The organism is Rhodococcus sp. BP-261 (assembly GCF_019835205.1).
In the GTDB taxonomy this organism is placed as follows: domain Bacteria; phylum Actinomycetota; class Actinomycetes; order Mycobacteriales; family Mycobacteriaceae; genus Rhodococcoides; species Rhodococcoides kyotonensis_B.
In genome coordinates this window covers 32,612-49,885 of sequence record NZ_JABUCO010000003.1, presented here as the reverse complement: position 1 = coordinate 49,885, position 17,274 = coordinate 32,612, and the positions used below count along the sequence as shown (strand labels likewise).

Annotated in this window: 17 protein-coding genes; 11 read left to right on the top strand and 6 right to left on the bottom strand. The window is 66.5% G+C overall.

Annotated elements, in window-relative coordinates; genetic code table 11:
• Position 1: 1 nt before the first annotated feature.
• From HQ354_RS04420 to tsaD, 7 genes are read left to right on the top strand one after another with little or no spacing between them, the layout of a single operon-like run.
• The gene (locus HQ354_RS04420; RefSeq protein ID WP_167677447.1) at positions 2 to 1,441 is read left to right on the top strand and encodes an NAD(P)H-hydrate dehydratase; all 1,440 of its coding nucleotides are present in this window, start codon (positions 2 to 4) and stop codon (positions 1,439 to 1,441) included.
• A 46-nt stretch (positions 1,442 to 1,487) separates the two neighbouring features.
• Positions 1,488 to 2,711, top strand: coding sequence for an alanine racemase (gene alr, locus HQ354_RS04415; RefSeq protein WP_222634248.1), 1,224 nt, complete (start codon positions 1,488 to 1,490; stop codon positions 2,709 to 2,711).
• Positions 2,708 to 3,748, top strand: coding sequence for an alpha/beta fold hydrolase (locus tag HQ354_RS04410; RefSeq protein ID WP_374107293.1), 1,041 nt, complete (start codon positions 2,708 to 2,710; stop codon positions 3,746 to 3,748). Before alr ends, HQ354_RS04410 begins: the two co-directional genes overlap by 4 nt.
• On the top strand, positions 3,741 to 4,247 hold the full coding sequence (tsaE, locus tag HQ354_RS04405; RefSeq protein WP_222634247.1) for a tRNA (adenosine(37)-N6)-threonylcarbamoyltransferase complex ATPase subunit type 1 TsaE: 507 nt from the start codon (positions 3,741 to 3,743) through the stop codon (positions 4,245 to 4,247). The genes HQ354_RS04410 and tsaE overlap by 8 nt, the downstream gene beginning before the upstream one ends.
• Positions 4,248 to 4,278: 31 nt before the next feature.
• Complete coding sequence (tsaB, locus tag HQ354_RS04400) at positions 4,279 to 4,941, top strand: tRNA (adenosine(37)-N6)-threonylcarbamoyltransferase complex dimerization subunit type 1 TsaB (protein WP_222634246.1); 663 nt, start codon at positions 4,279 to 4,281, stop codon at positions 4,939 to 4,941.
• A complete protein-coding gene (rimI, locus tag HQ354_RS04395; RefSeq protein WP_068432187.1) occupies positions 4,938 to 5,417 on the top strand; it encodes a ribosomal protein S18-alanine N-acetyltransferase in 480 nt (159 codons plus the stop codon). Before tsaB ends, rimI begins: the two co-directional genes overlap by 4 nt.
• On the top strand, positions 5,414 to 6,457 hold the full coding sequence (gene tsaD, locus HQ354_RS04390) for a tRNA (adenosine(37)-N6)-threonylcarbamoyltransferase complex transferase subunit TsaD (protein ID WP_167677443.1): 1,044 nt from the start codon (positions 5,414 to 5,416) through the stop codon (positions 6,455 to 6,457). The genes rimI and tsaD overlap by 4 nt, the downstream gene beginning before the upstream one ends.
• Before the next feature lie 3 nt (positions 6,458 to 6,460).
• Here the strand turns inward: tsaD and HQ354_RS04385 are convergent, their stop codons facing one another.
• Positions 6,461 to 8,104, bottom strand: a complete 1,644-nt coding sequence (locus tag HQ354_RS04385; RefSeq protein WP_167677441.1) for an Hsp70 family protein — start codon at positions 8,102 to 8,104, stop codon at positions 6,461 to 6,463.
• Between the two features lie 148 nt (positions 8,105 to 8,252).
• Between HQ354_RS04385 and HQ354_RS04380 the strand changes: the two genes are divergently transcribed.
• From HQ354_RS04380 to groL, 4 genes are all read left to right on the top strand, one after another.
• Entirely contained in the window at positions 8,253 to 8,837 is a 585-nt protein-coding gene (locus HQ354_RS04380) for a potassium channel family protein (RefSeq protein WP_240931167.1), read from the top strand.
• A gap of 9 nt (positions 8,838 to 8,846) precedes the next feature.
• On the top strand, positions 8,847 to 9,905 hold the full coding sequence (locus tag HQ354_RS04375; protein WP_167677439.1) for an LLM class flavin-dependent oxidoreductase: 1,059 nt from the start codon (positions 8,847 to 8,849) through the stop codon (positions 9,903 to 9,905).
• 194 nt (positions 9,906 to 10,099) lie between these two features.
• Positions 10,100 to 10,399 carry a co-chaperone GroES gene (gene groES / locus HQ354_RS04370; protein WP_008718149.1) on the top strand — a complete coding sequence of 100 codons (300 nt, stop codon included), beginning with the start codon at positions 10,100 to 10,102 and terminating at the stop codon, positions 10,397 to 10,399.
• Between the two features lie 92 nt (positions 10,400 to 10,491).
• The gene (gene groL / locus HQ354_RS04365; RefSeq protein WP_068432175.1) at positions 10,492 to 12,105 is read left to right on the top strand and encodes a chaperonin GroEL; all 1,614 of its coding nucleotides are present in this window, start codon (positions 10,492 to 10,494) and stop codon (positions 12,103 to 12,105) included.
• 60 nt (positions 12,106 to 12,165) lie between these two features.
• Here the strand turns inward: groL and HQ354_RS25850 are convergent, their stop codons facing one another.
• The 5 genes from HQ354_RS25850 to HQ354_RS04345 form a co-directional block, all read right to left on the bottom strand.
• A complete protein-coding gene (locus tag HQ354_RS25850; protein WP_371828823.1) occupies positions 12,166 to 12,672 on the bottom strand; it encodes an adenylate/guanylate cyclase domain-containing protein in 507 nt (168 codons plus the stop codon).
• Complete coding sequence (locus tag HQ354_RS04360) at positions 12,639 to 13,655, bottom strand: alpha/beta hydrolase (protein WP_308115129.1); 1,017 nt, start codon at positions 13,653 to 13,655, stop codon at positions 12,639 to 12,641. Before HQ354_RS04360 ends, HQ354_RS25850 begins: the two co-directional genes overlap by 34 nt.
• Positions 13,656 to 13,750: 95 nt before the next feature.
• Positions 13,751 to 15,337, bottom strand: a complete 1,587-nt coding sequence (ahpF, locus tag HQ354_RS04355; RefSeq protein ID WP_068432172.1) for an alkyl hydroperoxide reductase subunit F — start codon at positions 15,335 to 15,337, stop codon at positions 13,751 to 13,753.
• 138 nt (positions 15,338 to 15,475) lie between these two features.
• Positions 15,476 to 16,039: an alkyl hydroperoxide reductase subunit C gene (gene ahpC / locus HQ354_RS04350; RefSeq protein ID WP_068432471.1), complete on the bottom strand. Its 564-nt coding sequence runs from the start codon at positions 16,037 to 16,039 to the stop codon at positions 15,476 to 15,478.
• A 259-nt stretch (positions 16,040 to 16,298) separates the two neighbouring features.
• Complete coding sequence (locus tag HQ354_RS04345) at positions 16,299 to 16,592, bottom strand: WhiB family transcriptional regulator (RefSeq protein WP_068432169.1); 294 nt, start codon at positions 16,590 to 16,592, stop codon at positions 16,299 to 16,301.
• Positions 16,593 to 17,274 lie beyond the last annotated feature (682 nt).

Here is a 17,274-nt window from a genome sequence, read left to right as displayed (position 1 = left end):
CATGCGGGGCTACTACACACCGGACCAGGTCCGCGACGCCGAACGACCGCTGCTCGAGGCGGGCCCGCCCGGGGCGTTGATGCGCCGCGCCGCATACGGCCTGACGAACGTCGTGGTCGGCGAACTGCTCGCCCGGACGGGCGGCGTCGTCGGCCGTGAGGTCTGCGTGCTCGTCGGATCGGGAGACAACGGCGGCGACGGTTTGTGGGCCGGTGCGATGCTGCGACAACGCGGCGTCGCGGTGAAAGCCGTTCTGCTGAAGCCGGATCGCGCGCATGCCGAGGGCCTCGCCGCATTCCGGAGAGCGGGCGGCAAGGTCGTCGAGTCTCCCGGTCAGCCGGACCTCGTGGTCGACGCCATCGTCGGAATCTCCGGCAAGGGTCCGCTGCGTCCCGACGCCGACGCACTCGTATCCGCCCTCGACGCACCGATCGTCGCCGCCGACATCCCGAGCGGCGTCGACCCGGAGACCGGCAGTGTCGACGGCCCGGCCGTGCGCGCTGCGGTCACGGTGGCGTTCGGCGCGCGCAAGCCCGCGCACGTGCTGGCCGTACCGTATTGCGGCAGAGTCGAACTCGTCGACATCGGCCTGGATTTGCCGGATCCGTATCTGTCCGCGTTCGAGCCCGCGGACGTCGGTGCCCTGTGGCCCATTCCGAGAGCGACGGACGACAAGTACACCCAGGGCGTCGTCGGAGTGTCGGCGGGTAGCGATCGCTATCCGGGCGCGGCATTGCTGTGCACGGGCGCGGCCGTCGCGGCGACGTCGGGCATGGTCCGATACGTGGGAAGTGCTGCGGCAGAGGTCGTGTCGCACTACCCGGAAGTCATCGCCGCGTCCGACCCACAGAGCAGTGGCCGCGTGCAGGCCTGGGCGGTCGGGCCTGGCTTCGGCACCGACGACGTCTCCACGCAGTGGCTCACGACCATCCTGGCCACCGATCTCCCCGTCGTCGTCGATGCCGACGGGCTGACCGTCCTGGCGTCGAACCCCGAGCTCGTGAGGGCCCGGACGGCGCCGACGCTGCTGACCCCGCATGCAGGTGAGTTCGAGCGGCTCACGGGACAGGCGCCCGGCCCCGACCGCGTCGCCCCGGTTCGCGCGTTGGCTGCCGAATGGGGTGTGACCGTGCTGCTCAAGGGCAGGGCGACCGTCATCGCGGATCCCGACGGCAACACCTACGTCAACGACGCGGGTGGGTCGGCTGCGTCGACGGCCGGCTCGGGAGATGTGCTGTCCGGCATTCTGGGCGCGCTGCTGGCGTCGGGCATGACCCCGTCGACGGCCGCGGCATGCGGCGCGCGGGTGCACGCTCTCGCCGCGGCGACGGCCGCCCATGGGGTCGACGGCGAGTTCGCCGCCCCCATCTCGGCGAGTCCGCTGCTGTCGGCACTACCGGATGCGATCAGGATTGTGCGGTCCGTCACCACCGGCGAGTAACGAGAGAAGCAGCTCGTCGGGTCGAATGGGGCTTCGGCGGGGTCGAATGGCACTATCGAATGCTGTGCAGAGTGGAACGACGGAACCTATCGACCGGGATCGCGGTGATTCGGATGCCGTGTCCACGGTGTTCGTCGATCTCGACGCCATAGCGCACAACGTACGAATTCTGCGCGACCACGCGGGTGGCGCCGGGGTCATGGTCGTAGTCAAGGCGGACGCCTACAACCACGGTGCTGTCGAGGTGGCTCGCACGGCTCTCGGAGCTGGGGCGCGGGAACTCGGCGTCACAACGGTCCACGAGGCTCTCGTTCTGCGCAACGCAGGCATCACTGCGCCGATCCTGGCGTGGCTGCACCACGTGGACACCGATTTCGCGCCTGCGATCGTCGCGGATGTCGAACTGGGGCTGTCGTCGACGATGCAGCTCGAGGCGGTCCTCACCGCCGCGCGATCGGTCGGCAGGGCAGCCACGGTCACGCTGAAGATCGACACCGGACTGAACCGGAACGGAATCGACCCCGCGGACCTGGACGACGTGATCGACGTGCTCCGCGGCGCAGTGGCCGACGGCACGGCCCGGCTGCGCGGTGTGTTCTCCCATCTCGCGTGCGCCGATGTGCCCGATCATCCGGCCAACGACGAGCAAGCCGAGTCGTTGCGCGCCGCGGTGGCGAGGCTTCGCGCGGCGAACCTGCACCCCGAGGTCACTCACCTCGCGAACTCCGCGGCCACTCTGACACGGCCGGATCTGCACTTCGACCTCGTGCGACCCGGAATCGCTGCCTACGGTCTGTCGCCGATACCCGAACTCGGAGACTTCGGTCTGCGGCCGGCCATGACCGTGTCGACGAAGGTCGCGCTGGTGAAGAAGGTCCGTGCCGGGCAGGGAGTGTCCTACGGGCACACCTGGAGCGCGCCGGAGGACACCGTCGTCGCCCTGATTCCGATGGGTTACGCGGACGGCGTCCGACGCAACCTCAGCGGCCGCTTCGACGTCGGCATCGGTGGCCGTCGGTTCCCCGCCGTCGGACGCGTCTGCATGGATCAATTCGTCGTCGACCTCGGGTCCGACGGCGCAGGCGTCGCGGTCGGCGATACTGCAGTACTGTTCGGCTCCGGGGAGAACGGCGAGCCGGTCGCGCAGGACTGGGCCGACACGTTGGACACCATCCACTACGAGGTGGTCACCGGCATCGGCGGGCGAATCAAGCGCGAATTCGGGGGAGTCGGAGCGGGCAACACTGCAGCGGGGGAGGTGCAGGCGTGAAGTGGTCGTCCAATTTCGGCATCGTCAGCAGCGTCGGCATCGCCTTGCGCGAGACGGTTCTGAGGTCGAACAAGGATCCGCTGGCAGGTGAGAACCTGGACCTGATGGACGCCGATCGCGGGTCGATCGTGACGGCCGACGACGGGGTTTCGCTCGCCGTGCGAGAAGTGGGTCCCTCCGACGCGCCGATCACCGTCGTGTTCGTGCACGGATACTGCCTCCGCATGGCGTCGTGGCACTTTCAGAGGCAAGCCCTCGAACAGGAGTGGGGCTCCTCCGTTCGCATGGTCTTCTACGACCAGCGCGGGCACGGACGCTCCGGTGTCCCGACGCCGGAGAGCTGCACCATCAAGCAACTCGGCCTCGATCTGGACGCCGTCATCCGTGCCGTGGCCCCGCGCGGGCACCTGATGCTGATCGGCCACTCGATGGGTGGCATGTCCATTCTGTCGATGGTCCGCCAGCGCCCGGAATCGGTGCGAGACAGGGTCGTCGGCGTCGGACTCATCTCGACGACGGCAGCAGGTCTCGCCGAGACGGGCCTCGGTCGCAGTCTCGACAATCCCGTCGTCGACGCGTTCCGGCTCGCGGTGCGGACGTCGCCTGGCGTGGTCCAGTTCGGGCGGGGCGCGGTGCGCGCCTTGATCGCTCCGGTGCTGCGGGCCGCGTCGTACGGCACGCGGGTCAGTCCACGCCTCGTCGAGTTCTCGCAGTCGATGATCGACGACACGTCCGTCGTGACCATCGTCAATTTCCTGAAGACGCTCGAACTCCACGACGAGAAGGATGCTCTGGCCGAACTCGAGCGCATTCCCGTGTCGGTCATCTGCGGTGACGACGATTGGATCATTCCGTTCGCGAGCTCGCAGGCGCTCGCCGACGCGTTGCCGGAATCGGAGATGGTGCGCATCCGTCAGGCCGGGCACCTGGTTCAGCTGGAGTTCCCCGACAAGGTCAATGCTGCTCTGATCCGATTGGGTTCGCGCGCAACCGAATTGCGTAGTCGACGACGTGCGGGGCGGCGGGGCATTGGCTGAGCACGACGAGCTGTTCTTCGACGGGCGGGAGATCTTGCTGCCCGAGGCAGCCGACACCGAAGCGTTCGGGTACCGGCTCGCGCAAGAACTCGTTGCGGGTGACCTCGTGGTGCTCGACGGTCCGCTCGGCGCGGGCAAGACCGCGATGACGAGGGGTATCGCGGCCGGCCTCGGCGTGCGGGGCCGTGTCAGCTCGCCGACGTTCATCATCGCGCGCGAGCATCGACCGGGAGTGCGCCCGAACGGGGATGCCCCGGTGGCTCTCGTGCACGTCGACGCGTACCGACTGGGCATGACGGGTCAGTCGGCTCTCGACGAACTCGACGCCCTGGATCTCGACACCGACCTCGATGGTGCGGTGGTCGTGGTCGAGTGGGGCGAGGGGCTGGTCGAGAAGCTGAGCGACGGGCACGTGTCGGTGCGAATCCGGCGTGACCCCGAATCCGACGTTCGAACCGTGCAGGTGCGCCGCGTCGAGTCGTCCGATGCGGCGTCGTAGGCGCACTGACGTGCGGGTACCCTGAACAACCGTGCTTGTTCTCGCCGTCGACACCTCCACGCCCGCCGTCACCGCCGGTGTGGTGCGGCTCACCGACGGAACCGTCGTTCCTGTCTCGCAGCGCGTGGTGGTCGACGCTCGCCTGCACGCCGAGATCCTGACCCCGAACATTCTCGAATGTCTGTCCGACGCCGGCCTGGCGCCCGGTGACTTGGGTGCCGTCGTCGTGGGCGTCGGACCGGGACCGTTCACCGGTCTTCGTGTCGGTATGGCCACCGCGGCCGCATTCGGTGACGCCTTGTCCATCCCCGTCCACGGCGTCTGCAGTCTCGACGGCATCGCGTCCGAACTCGCCGACGAGTCGGAGCTGCTCGTGATCACCGACGCTCGCCGACGCGAAATCTATTGGGCGCGTTACCGAGACGGTGTCCGCGTGGCAGGGCCGGACGTCTGCGCCCCCGGTGCGCTCGATGTCGCGGATGCCACAGCGACCGCAGGCTCGCCGCCGCACACCGCGCTGTTCGATCTGCCCGCGCGCGAAATCACGTCGCCGAGCCCGACGGGACTCGTTCTGGCAGCACAGAATCTGCTGACGGACGGAATCGACCCGGCTCCGCTCGTTCCGCTGTATCTGCGCAGGCCCGACGCCAAGACTCTCGACGAGCGCGCGGCCGAGAAGAAGGCGTCGTCGTGACCGTGACGCTGTCGCCGTTGACACCAGCCGACGCCGAGGCGTGCGCCGAGCTCGAGACGGTGTTGTTTCCCGGCGACGACCCGTGGACGGCACAGGCGTTTCTGTCGGAACTCGCTGCGCCGCACAATCATTACGTTGCGGCGCGCGAGAACGGCCTGTTGGTGGGGTATGCCGGTATCGCCCTGCTCGGGCGGGGTGAATCTGCGGAGTCCGAAGTGCACACCATCGGCGTCGACCCGTCGATGCACCGCCGCGGAGTCGGCGGCGCGTTGATGAACGACCTTCTCGCTGCGGCAGATCGGCACGGCGGCCCGGTGTTCCTCGAAGTGCGCACCGACAACACCGCTGCCATCGAACTCTATGTGCGCGAAGGCTTCGTCGTCGTCGGCACCCGGCGCAACTATTATCAGCCGAGCGGCGCGGACGCGTACACGATGCGGCGTCCGGCAGCTGGAAGTGAAGGTGAACTGTCGTGATCGTCATGGGAATCGAAAGCTCGTGTGACGAAACGGGTGTCGGAGTCGTTCGGTGGCGCGAGCCCGGTGTGTGCGAGATGCTCGCCGACGAGGTCGCATCGAGCGTCGACGAACACGCGCGCTACGGCGGCGTCGTGCCCGAAGTCGCGTCGCGCGCGCATCTCGAGGCGATCGTCCCGACGATGCGTCGTGCACTCGCGGCCGCGGACATCGACCGTCCCGACGCCGTCGCAGTCACGATCGGTCCTGGTCTTGCCGGTGCCCTCCTGGTGGGAGTTGCTGCAGCCAAAGCATATTCGGCAGCATGGGGAGTGCCTTTCTACGCCGTCAACCATCTCGGCGGACACGTCGCCGTCGACACGATCGAGCACGGTCCGATGCCGTCGTGCGTCGCGCTGCTGGTGTCGGGCGGCCACACCCATCTATTGCACGTGAAGGATCTCGGCTCGCCGATCACCGAGCTCGGCACCACCGTCGACGACGCAGCGGGTGAAGCGTTCGACAAGGTGGCGCGGTTGCTGGGCCTCGGTTTCCCTGGTGGGCCCGCGCTCGATGCCGCTGCGCGCGAGGGCGATCCGCACGCCATCGCATTCCCGCGTGGCATGACCGGTCCGAGGGACGCCCGCTACGACTTCTCGTTCTCCGGTGTGAAGACGGCGGTGGCCCGATTCGTCGAAGCGCGCAAGCGTGCCGGTGACACAATCCCCGTGGCGGACATCGCCGCGTCGTTCCAGGAGTCCGTCGCGGACGTCCTTACGATGAAGGCCGTGCGCGCGGCCGAGGACGTCGGGGTCGACACCCTGGTTCTGGGTGGCGGCGCAACCGCCAACTCGCGTATTCGCTCGTTGGTCGAGTCACGCTGTGCAGCAGCAGGTTTGACGCTTCGCATCCCCAAGCCGCGTCTGTGCACCGACAACGGGGTCATGATCGCGTCGTTGGGTGCGCACCTCGTCGCCGGGGGAGCCGCGCCGTCGGACCTGCGTGCCGCGACCGATCCGGGACTCGAAGTGTCCACCTCGATCGTGTCGGGGCGCGACTAGTACCTACTCGCTCGACGTGGTGGTCGGGTTCGGTTGCGACGCCGTCGTGGGCGCAGGCTGCGCGGACGCGCTGGGCGTGGGTGCAGGCGGGGACCACACGGTGGGCGGCGGAGCCAATTCCGGTGACGTGGGTGAGCTGTCGACGACCGTGGTCGGTATGGACGGCACGGTCACGATGGCCGTCGGCTCCGTCGGCTCCGTCGACGAGTTCGGCGGTGTGTCGGACGGGCTTTCTGTCGGTCCTCCCGGCGACGGCGTGGGGCTCACGGGTTCGGTCGTGCTCTCGGGCGGAGGAGGCGTCGACGATTCCGGCGTCCGGGTCACCGGCGGCGGCGACGGCTCGGTCGGCTGTGCCGGGTACGGGATGAGCGGCAGGTCCGGCGCCGGATGCAGTGTCGGCGTGCGGGTCGACGACGGAGCAGGCGTGGCCGGGACGGCATCTGGCGACGTCGGCCGCGGCGAGTACGACGCATCGCTGTCGGTCGACAGGGCGGGGGCGGGCTCACGCGACGTGGCTGCCGACGAAGTGCCGGTCGTCGCGTTCGGCACCTCCTCGCCGACCTGAGACGTCTGCGGCTGCGACGGGGAAGCGGAGCCTGCGGGGGAGTAGCCCGCGTCGTCGGACGGCACCAACATCTGCACGCCGTATGCCAGGACGATTCCGCCGACGACGAGCGCGCCGACCAGTGCGCCCGAGAAGCGACCGACGGACTTCGTCTGGCCGTCGCCGCGCGCACCGATGGTGGGGTACAGATGCCCGGTTCCGGTGAGGGACACCTGCGCGGCTCCCTGTGCGAGAACCGTGTCGGGTTCGGACACCACGAGAACCGGCACGCCGAGCACTGCCTCGAACACGGTGCGGATCGACGGCGTGTTCGCGCCGCCGCCGACCAGCACGACGGCCTCTGCATCGACGTCGTGATCGGTGGCGAGACGCGCCGCAGTCTGCGCCACGGTCGTCACCAGCGGGCGCATCGCGGCATCGAGATCTGCCCGGCTCACGGTGGACGTGCCGAGGTCGACCGAATCGTGGGTGGACAGGTGTTCCTTCGTCGAGCGGTAGCGGGCCGAACCGACGCCGCGTTCGTCGCGAAGGTCGTCACGCACGTCGCGGCGGCGGGTGGGATCGCCGTGAACGAGGTCCTTGACCAGGGCGTCGACGACGTCACCACCGAAGGTGTCGGTGCGCTCGCTTGCATGTACGACGCCCGACGACGACTCCACGATCGACACGGTGGTGCCGGACGCGCCGACGTCGACGATCGCGACGTTGCCGTAGCGGGCGATGAGACCGGATTCGGCCAGGAACGCATGGGCGGCGGTGGTCTCCGGAATCAAGGCGACGGTACGGCGGGACTGCGCAAGTGCCGACCGTATCGACGCTGCCTGTTCGGGAGTGCGGTACGACACGGAGATCGCGTCCGGCTGGTGCCGTTCGGTCGAATGTGTGCCGTGACCGGCAGAGACGGGCGCCAACGACGTCATCAGCTCGACGGCGGAGGCCACGAGCTCCCCGATGTCGGTGTTCGCTTGAGAATCGGCCGACACCGTGCGGTACTCGACGGTGGTCGAGCCGTCGTCCTCGGCGACGACGAGGGCGGCGCACACGACTTCGGTTCCCGTCGAGACTCCGAGTCCGACTCGCATCGTGCACCTCCTGCCCTGTTCGTCGGTCATCGCGCCCCGAGAATTTCTGCTTTTCGCGCGCACAGCTCTGCGCCGACTATCACGCCCCGTTATCTTAACGTTACAGAACAATTCCCGCGTATGTGAAACTCGGCACTCGAAAAACGCTATGACAAGGAAGTTCGCTGTTTTCGTCGGAGCCATCGAGGTGATCATGGACGAACGCAACCCCTATTCGGCGTTGACCGACCAGCAGCGTCGAGCATTGTTGCGACGCGCGATCGCACGGCCGCTCGTCACCGCCCTCGTCCTGACCACGGTCTACTTCGTCGTTCCGATGAAGGACATCAGGGACATCACGACGGTGGCTCTGCTCGCGCTGGTACTCGTCGTCGTGGGTGTCGTCTGCGCGTGGCAGGTGGTCAGGGTGATTCGATCCGACTATCCGGCGGTTCAGGCCGTCGAAGCCCTCGCGGCCGTGATTCCGGCATATCTGATCGGTTTTTCGACCATTTATTACCTGGCCTATGCAGCGTCCTCTCAGAATTTCACCGAACCGGTCTCCAGAATGGGAAGCCTCTATTTCACGATGTCGGTGTTCGCGACCGTCGGATTCGGCGATATCGCAGCCTCGACCGATTTCACGCGCGCCATCGTCACCGTGCAGATGGTCTGCAATCTGTTGATCATCGCGCTCGGCGGCAGATTGTTCGTCGCAGCCATCCGACGAGGACAGGCGCGCCGCAAACACTAACCTCGTGTCATGAGTACACAGCCCTTCGAACTGGGTGTCACCACTTTCGTCGAGACGTATCCGGACCCGCAGACGAACTTGACCACCTCCCACGGAGACCGTCTGCGTCAAGTAGTGGAGGAAGCGCAGCAGGCCGAAGCAGGCGGGCTCGACATCTACGGCGTCGGTGAACATCACCGTGAGGACTTCGCGGCGTCGTCGCCCGCTGTCGTACTCGGAGTCATCGCCGGGTCGACGCGCGAGATCCGTCTCACGAGCGCGGTCACCGTTCTCAGTTCCGACGATCCCGTCCGTGTGTTCCAGGATTTCGCGACGCTCGACCAGATGTCGTCCGGACGTGCGGAGATTATCGCCGGTCGCGGTTCGTTCGTCGAATCGTTCCCGCTCTTCGGATACGACCTCGCCGACTACGACGAACTGTTCGCCGAGAAGCTCGACCTGCTCGTGGCCATCCGCGACTCCGAGCGAGTGACGTGGTCCGGTACGCATCGGAGTGCGCTGGTCGATCATGCGGTCTATCCGCGGCCGTTCCAGAATCCGCTGCCGGTGTGGGTCGGCGTCGGTGGCAATCCCGAATCCGTGATTCGGGCGGCGTCGTACGGTCTGCCCATGGCACTGGCGATCATCGGTGGCGAGCCGGCACGGTTCGCTCCCTTCGCCGATCTGCATCGTCAGGCGCTGACCGAGTACGGCATGAGCCCGGCACCGATCGCCGTTCACGCGCACGGTTACGTCGGCGACGACACCGAATCCGCGGCCGACGAGTTCTTTCCTCCCTATCGAGTCGCGATGTCGCACATCGGCCGCGAGCGCGGATGGGGGCCGATCTCGAGGGCGTCGTTCGACGACTCTCGCTCACCTGACGGATCGCTGTTCATCGGCGACCCCGACGTCGTGGCCGACAAGATCGTGCGCACGGCGCAGGAACTCGGACTGGAACGCTTCATGCTGCACATCAGCGTCGGGACACTTCCGCACGAGAAGGTGCTGCGCGCGATCGAATTGCTCGGTAAGGAAGTTGCGCCGCGTGTGCGCGACGCGATGGCGGGATTTTCGCTGGAGGCGTAGCGCCGTCGGCGATTCTGGCGAACCTAAACCTTGAGTGCTGGCACTCGCGTGTATAGAGTGCTAGTCAGCGCTGAGCGAAGTCCCGGCACCCGCGACGACGGGAACGAGCACAGAGCCGTCGAAGTAGAAGACAGATACAGCAGTTCGGGGATCCGACCCCGAACGCGTACCCCGTACCCAATGGAGGGCTCAACGTGGCGAGCGTGAAAATCAAGCCGCTCGAGGACAAGATCCTCGTCCAGGCCAACGAGGCCGAGACGACGACCGCCTCTGGTCTGGTCATCCCCGACACAGCCAAGGAAAAGCCTCAGGAAGGCACCGTCGTCGCCGTCGGCGAAGGCCGTGTCACCGAGAAGGGCAACCGCATCCCGGTCGACGTCAAAGAAGGCGACACCGTCATCTACAGCAAGTACGGCGGCACCGAGATCAAGTACGCCGGCGAGGAGTACCTGATCCTGTCGGCACGCGACGTGCTGGCTGTCATCGCCAAGTAAGCCTCACGCCTTCCGCCCCGGAGCCCGACTCACTCGGTCCCGGGGCGGACTGCGTTCACGTACTTTCCTCCTCGAAGGAGTTGCCCCAAGAGATGTCCAAGCAAATCGAATTCAACGAGAACGCGCGCCGCGCTCTCGAGCGTGGCGTCGACAAGCTCGCCGACGCCGTCAAGGTGACGCTCGGCCCGCGTGGACGGCACGTCGTACTGGCCAAGGCATTCGGTGGCCCGACGGTGACCAACGACGGCGTCTCGATCGCTCGCGAGGTCGAACTGGAAGACCCGTTCGAGAACCTCGGCGCGCAGCTGGTCAAGAGCGTCGCGACGAAGACCAACGACGTCGCCGGTGACGGAACGACGACCGCGACCGTGCTCGCGCAGGCTCTCGTCCGCGGCGGTCTGAAGAACATCGCGGCGGGCGCGAACCCGATCGCACTCGGCTCCGGCATCGCGAAAGCGGCCGACAAGGTTGCCGAGGCGCTTCTCGCCGCGTCGACGCCCGTCGACGGCAAGGAAGCGATCGCGCAGGTCGCCACCGTGTCGTCGCGCGATCCCGAGATCGGCGAGCTCGTCGGCGAGGCGCTCACCCGCGTCGGCGCGGACGGCGTCGTCACGGTCGAGGAGTCGTCGACTCTGAACACCGAATTGGCCGTCACCGAGGGCGTGCAGTTCGACAAGGGTTACCTGTCGCCGTACTTCGTCACCGACGTCGACGCGCAGCAGGCAGTCCTCGAAGACGCCTTCGTGCTGCTGTACCGCGAGAAGATCACGTCGCTTCCCGACTTCCTTCCGCTGCTCGAGAAGGTCGCCGAGAGCGGCAAGCCGTTGCTGATCATCGCCGAGGACACCGAAGGCGAAGTTCTGTCGACGCTCGTCGTCAACTCGATCCGCAAGACGATCAAGGCCGTCGCCGTGAAGGCGCCGTTCTTCGGGGACCGTCGCAAGGCGTTCCTCGACGACCTCGCCGTCGTCACCGCCGGTACGGTCATCACCTCCGATGTCGGCCTCAGCCTGAAGGAAGCCGGTCTGGAGCTCCTCGGCAAGGCACGTCGCGTCGTCGTCACCAAGGACGAGACCACCATCGTCGACGGCGCGGGCACGCAGGACGACATCGACGCTCGCGTCGGTCAGCTGCGTCGTGAGATCGAAGCCACCGACTCCGAGTGGGATCGCGAGAAGCTCGAAGAGCGCCTTGCGAAGCTGTCGGGCGGCGTCGCCGTCATCAAGGTCGGCGCTGCCACCGAGACCGAGCTGAAGGAACGCAAGTTCCGTGTCGAGGACGCGGTCAGCGCAGCCAAGGCTGCTGTCGAGGAAGGAATCGTCCCCGGTGGCGGTACCGCCCTGACGCAGGCTGCTCTGTCGCTCGCAGACAACCTCGGGCTGTCGGGCGACGAGGCCACCGGTGTCGCCGTGGTTCGCGACGCACTCAACGCGCCGCTGTTCTGGATCGCGACCAACGCGGGCATCGACGGGTCCGTCGTCGTCTCCAAGGTTGCCGAGCTGGGTGCAGGGCACGGCTTCAACGCAGCGACACTCACCTACGGTGACCTGCTCGCCGACGGCGTCGTCGACCCGGTCAAGGTGACGCGTTCCGCCGTCGTCAACGCTGCTTCCGTCGCACGCATGATCCTTACGACGGAGAGCGCCGTCGTCGAGAAGCCTGCCGACGAGGAAGAGCCGGCTGCCGGCCACGGTCACAGCCACTGATCGACTCGTAACACGCAGAACGGCCCCCTTCCGAACCCGGAAGGGGGCCGTTCTGCGTGTTCACTGTCGATGGCTGCGTCGTCGCTGCCACACGTACGCGACGCGTGCGGCCGCCCGAAGCGCCGACGGTATGCGTCGGGCCGAGGCGAGAACAGCACGATCCACGGCTGTGAGTCGCGGGCGTCGGCGCGGGACCGGGGTGGCGACGTCGGCCGTCAACGCATGGAGAGGCCATCGACCGGGAACGCCTTTCAGGGTGTGCGTACCTCGCTCGGTGTAGGTGAGGCCGGAACCACCCGTGAGGTCCCGGACGGTACCGGAGACGAGGACTTCACCCGGCCCGGCCAGGGCGCCGATGCGTGCCCCGGTGTGCACGGTCATTCCGGTGAGGTCGGATCCGCTGCGCTCGAGAGCGCCCGAATGCACGCCCGCGCGGACCTCCAAGCCTAGGTTCCGGCCATCACGGCAGACGGTCTCGGCGCAGCGCACTGCCTCGGTCGGGCCGTCGAAGACGCTGAACGTGCCGTCACCGGTCACGTTGACCAACCGGCCGCCCGCAGTGTCCACGGCCAGGCGGACATCGCGCTCGTGTGCCGAGCGCAGGTCTCGATAGTCGTGGTCACCGAGCGTCGCGAGCAGTGAAGTCGAGTCGACGATGTCGGTGAACAGGACGCAGCCGAGAAAACGATCGATGTCGACCGGCCGAGCGTCCTCCCGTGCGAGCACCGCCTCGACGTTCTCGAGAACCGGCAGCCATGCTTCGCCGAGCGCTGCGCCGGGTTCGGCGGTGGAAGGACGTGCAGCGTCGCGCCGGGGATTGCGTGGGCTATCCGCTGTGCGACGGACTGCGGACGCGGCGATCCACCCGGTTGCAGGATTCGCGTGGTGCACTGCACCGAGCCGAGAACGTCCCAGAGATTCTGTCGCAGCGTCCATTCGAGGTGCACGCGAGCAACTGCGGGAGACGCTGCGGACCGTTCCAGCAAGCCCATCAAGCGGCGGTTCAACGGCGAATTCGTCGTGGAGTCCCACATGGACAGAGAGCTCCCCGAACCCCAGGCGTCGTACGCGTCCTGCCAGCCCGACACATAGCCGGCGAGGTCATGTCCTTCCCATCCGGGAGGGACGGTGCCGTCGGAGCGCACGAGCCCTTCGACCAACGGCGTGTTCAACACCAGTCCGGATATCCGGTCGGGATGCAGTGCGGCTGCGAGCAGACAGGGACCGCACGTACTTCCGGTCCCGCAGACCACAGCGGAGTCGAGCTCTTCCGCGTCCATGACGGCAATCAGGTCCTCTGCCTGCTCGTCCAGCGTGGGGATGCGGTCGACCGGGTCGGACATTCCGAGGCCCCGGCGTTGCAGGTCGAATGTGCGGCTCTGTGCAGCGATCCGGTCGAGCAGGTAGTGGAGATGTGGGTCCGTCCACATCAGGTCGGGGTGCAGGCCGATCTCGAAGTACCACACGACTGCACTGTTTCCTGCACCCGCAGCTTGATAGGCGAGTGCGTGACCGTCGCGCTGGACGTACCGCGTCGTCAGCGGGTCCATGCCGCCAGGGTAGTTGCCGGTTTCGACGGGTGGGAAGCCCGAAAGCATAACGACCCGGCCCGCACATGCGGACCGGGTCGTCGGATCGTTACGGGTCAGCCGACCGCGACCGATTCCTCGGCCGGGGTGCTGGTGCGGATCAGGTGGTCGAACGCGCCGAGAGCGGCGGTCGCGCCCGATCCGGCGGCGACGATGATCTGCTTGTACGGGGCCGTGGTGCAGTCACCGGCCGCGAACACACCGGGCACCGACGTGCGAGCGTGATCGTCGACGACGATCTCCCCGCGAGGAGTGAGATCCACGCTGCCGGACAGCCATTCGGTGTTGGGGAGCAGACCGATCTGGACGAACACGCCGTCGAGAGCGACCGAGTGAGAGGTGTCGGTGGTCCGATCGGTGAAGGCCAGACCGGTGACCTTGGCGCCGTCGCCGATGACCTCGGTGCTCAGCGTGCTGAGCAGAATGTCGACGTTCGGCAGGCTGCGGAGCTTGCGCTGCAGCACGTCGTCGGCGCGCAACTGGCTGTCGAACTCGACGAGGGTCACGTGTTCGACGATGCCCGCGAGGTCGATGGCGGCCTCGACGCCGGAGTTACCGCCACCGATGACCGCGACGCGCTTGCCCTTGAACAGCGGGCCGTCGCAGTGCGGGCAGTACGTGACGCCCTTGTTGCGGTACTCGGTCTCGCCGGGGACGTTCATCGAACGCCAGCGGGCACCGGTGGACAGGATGACGCTGCGCGAGAGCAGGCGTGCACCGCTTTCGAGTTCGATCTCGACGAGGCCCTGCTCGGTGGCCGCGGGGGTGAGCTTCGTGGCGTTCTGGACGTTCATGATGTCGACGTCGTACTGACGAACGTGGTTCTCCAGCTCGGCTGCGAACTTGGGGCCTTCGGTGTAGGCGACGGACGCGAAGTTCTCGATGCCCATCGTGTCCAGCACCTGTCCGCCGAAGCGTTCGGCGACGACACCGGTGCGAATTCCCTTGCGGGCGGCGTAGATCGCCGCGGTCGCTCCTGCAGGGCCTCCGCCGACGACGAGGACGTCGAAAGGGTCCTTCTCCGAGATCGCGGTCGCGGTGCGCTCGGCGGAACCGGTGTCGAGCTTGCCGACGATCTGTTCGAGAGTCATGCGTCCGGATCCGAACGGCTCACCGTTGAGGAACACCGACGGCACGGCCATGACGCCGCGATCGTCGACCTCGTCCTGGAACAGGGCGCCGTCGATCGCGATGTGCTTGACGTTCGCGTTGAGGACGGCCATCACGTTCAGTGCCTGCACGACGTCCGGGCAGTTCTGGCACGACAGCGAGAAGTAGGTCTCGAAGTAGAAGTCGCCCTCGAGGTCTCGCACCTGAGCGAGCAGAGCGGCGTCTTCCTTGGAGGGGTGTCCACCGACCTGCAGAAGCGCGAGCACGAGGGATGTGAATTCGTGACCGAGGGGGATGCCGGCGAACTGCACCTCGATGTCGGTGCCGACGCGACGGATAGCGAACGACGGACGTCGAGGATCGGTGCCGGTGCGCGAGTGGGTGACCGACTCGGACAGGCCGGCGATCTGGTCGAGCAGGTCTCCGAGTTCGACGGACTTGGGCTTGTCGTCGAGCGAGGACACCAGCTCGATGGGCTGAGTGACCTTCTCCAGCAACGACTTCAGTTGAGTGGCGAGGGCGGCTTCGAGCACGAGTGTTACTCCTGTGATTGAAAGGGCGGTCACTTCGGTCGGCGAACTTCTCGGCTCGAGCCGAGCGATCCGAACAGGGAAGATGCGGGCGGCACGGGACGAACGCCCCGTGCCGCCGCATGCTTGCTGTCGCGTGGATCAGATCTTGCCGACGAGCTCCAGCGACGGGGCCAGGGTGTCTTCGCCCTCTTCCCACTTCGCGGGGCAGACCTCGCCCGGGTGCGAGCGAACGTACTGCGCGGCCTTGACCTTGCGGAGCAGCTCGGCAGCGTTGCGGCCGATGCCTTCTGCGGTGACCTCGGTGAACTGGACGACGCCGTCCGGGTCGACGAGGAAGGTGCCGCGGTCTGCGAGGCCCTGCTCTTCGCGGAGCACCTCGAAGTCGGTGCTGATCTTCAGAGTCGGGTCACCGATCATCGTGTACTTGATCTTGCCGATGGTGTCGGACGACGCGTGCCACGCCTTGTGCGTGAAGTGCGTGTCGGTGGAGACGGAGAACACCTCGACGCCGAGGCGCTGCAGTTCTTCGTGGTGATCGGCGAGATCGCCCAATTCGGTGGGGCACACGAACGTGAAATCGGCCGGGTAGAAGAAGAAGATGGCCCACTTGCCCGTGATGTCCTCGTTCGAAACAGTCACGAACGCACCGTCTTTGAAGGCCTCCGCGGTGAAGGGCTTGATCTTCTTGTTGATGAGCGACATGTACAGCCTCATTCGTTCTCGGTTGTTGGTGTGTCGGTTTTCGACCCTAACGACCGAAGATTGATCGCACCAATCGATGATCCCGCGATCTTCGATAGCGCCCGGCTATAAGCCCTGCAATCGGTTTCTGGAACCGTTCAAATCAGGGTGGTATGTGAGCGAACCCATAGTCGACCACCGAGTGGCCGAACGAAAACGGCCCCCTTCCGTGACGAAGGGGGCCGTTCTCGGTGGTCGATCGGTTGTGCGCCTGGCTCGTCTAGACCGCGATGCGGCGGCGCGCGTGCCGTGCGTGCATCTCGCGCTCGGTCTCCGACATTCCGCCCCAGATGCCGTAGGGCTCGGCGACACTCAGTGCGTGCGTTCGGCACTGAGCCAGTACGGGGCAGGTGCGGCACATCTCCTTGGCGCGCATCTCGCGCTGTGCGCGGGCGCGTCCGCGTTCACCGTCGGGATGGAAGAACATCGACGAGTCGACTCCACGGCACACGCCGTGCATCTGCCAATCCCAGATGTCGGCGTTGGGCCCAGGGAGGTGGTTCGGCTGTGGCATGGGAACTCCTAGGGTGTTGTGCTTGCCTCGTGTGGAGCAGCCGCACCTCGGTGTGGTGCCGCTGACGCCTCATGAGCCGCAGGGGCCGTTTCTGCTGTCGTGATTCGCGGGAGACTTCTCGAATCTCTGTCGAACGGAAACAACGTTATGTTGGGCGGCGAAATGACGTCAATGCCGCGCGAACGTGGCCATTTCCATAGGCGAACTCGATAAATTAACGCGCCGGACATTTACTTCGCGACGATTTCGTGCGTGCGTTTCGTGTTGAAAAAGTCGTGGAGTCGCGAGACCATGGGTGCGTTCTCGATAGGACCGGGCACCTGTCACGTCGGCGCTGACGATATCGACGCTGTTTGTGTTTCCGCTGCTCGACGCCGTTCTGGCGCAGTCGGTCGACGCCGCGTTCTCCGCATGCGATCTCCACACGACGCGGTGGAAACCGTCCTGTCGTCGATGAGCGTCCGCGCGAGACTCGAATCGAAGCCGGTCTTTTTCGGAGCAGTGCGACGTCGGCGATTAACCTGACGGCCACATGAATGTCAGAAAATGCTCATCTGCGCGTAACTCGCCCTTTTTGTTAATTCCATGAAACAAAGCGTGAAACGGCCGGACAATCTCGGCGAAGCAGTTGATTCGACCGAATACCGGGTACCGATCGACCGCGACGGCCGGGATCGGGCGG

Bases quoted from the DNA above. Each gene is read 5' to 3' on its own strand.
- HQ354_RS04420 (WP_167677447.1), top strand. From the start codon at position 2: ATGCGGGGCTACTACACACCGGACCAGGTCCGCGACGCCGAACGACCG.
- alr (WP_222634248.1), top strand. From the start codon at position 1,488: ATGGCACTATCGAATGCTGTGCAGAGTGGAACGACGGAACCTATCGAC.
- HQ354_RS04385 (WP_167677441.1), bottom strand. From the start codon at position 8,104: ATGCGAGTCGGACTCGGAGTCTCGACGGGAACCGAAGTCGTGTGCGCC.
- HQ354_RS04380 (WP_240931167.1), top strand. From the start codon at position 8,253: ATGACAAGGAAGTTCGCTGTTTTCGTCGGAGCCATCGAGGTGATCATG.
- HQ354_RS04375 (WP_167677439.1), top strand. From the start codon at position 8,847: ATGAGTACACAGCCCTTCGAACTGGGTGTCACCACTTTCGTCGAGACG.
- groL (WP_068432175.1), top strand. From the start codon at position 10,492: ATGTCCAAGCAAATCGAATTCAACGAGAACGCGCGCCGCGCTCTCGAG.
- HQ354_RS04360 (WP_308115129.1), bottom strand. From the start codon at position 13,655: ATGGACCCGCTGACGACGCGGTACGTCCAGCGCGACGGTCACGCACTC.
- ahpC (WP_068432471.1), bottom strand. From the start codon at position 16,039: ATGTCGCTCATCAACAAGAAGATCAAGCCCTTCACCGCGGAGGCCTTC.
- HQ354_RS04345 (WP_068432169.1), bottom strand. From the start codon at position 16,592: ATGCCACAGCCGAACCACCTCCCTGGGCCCAACGCCGACATCTGGGAT.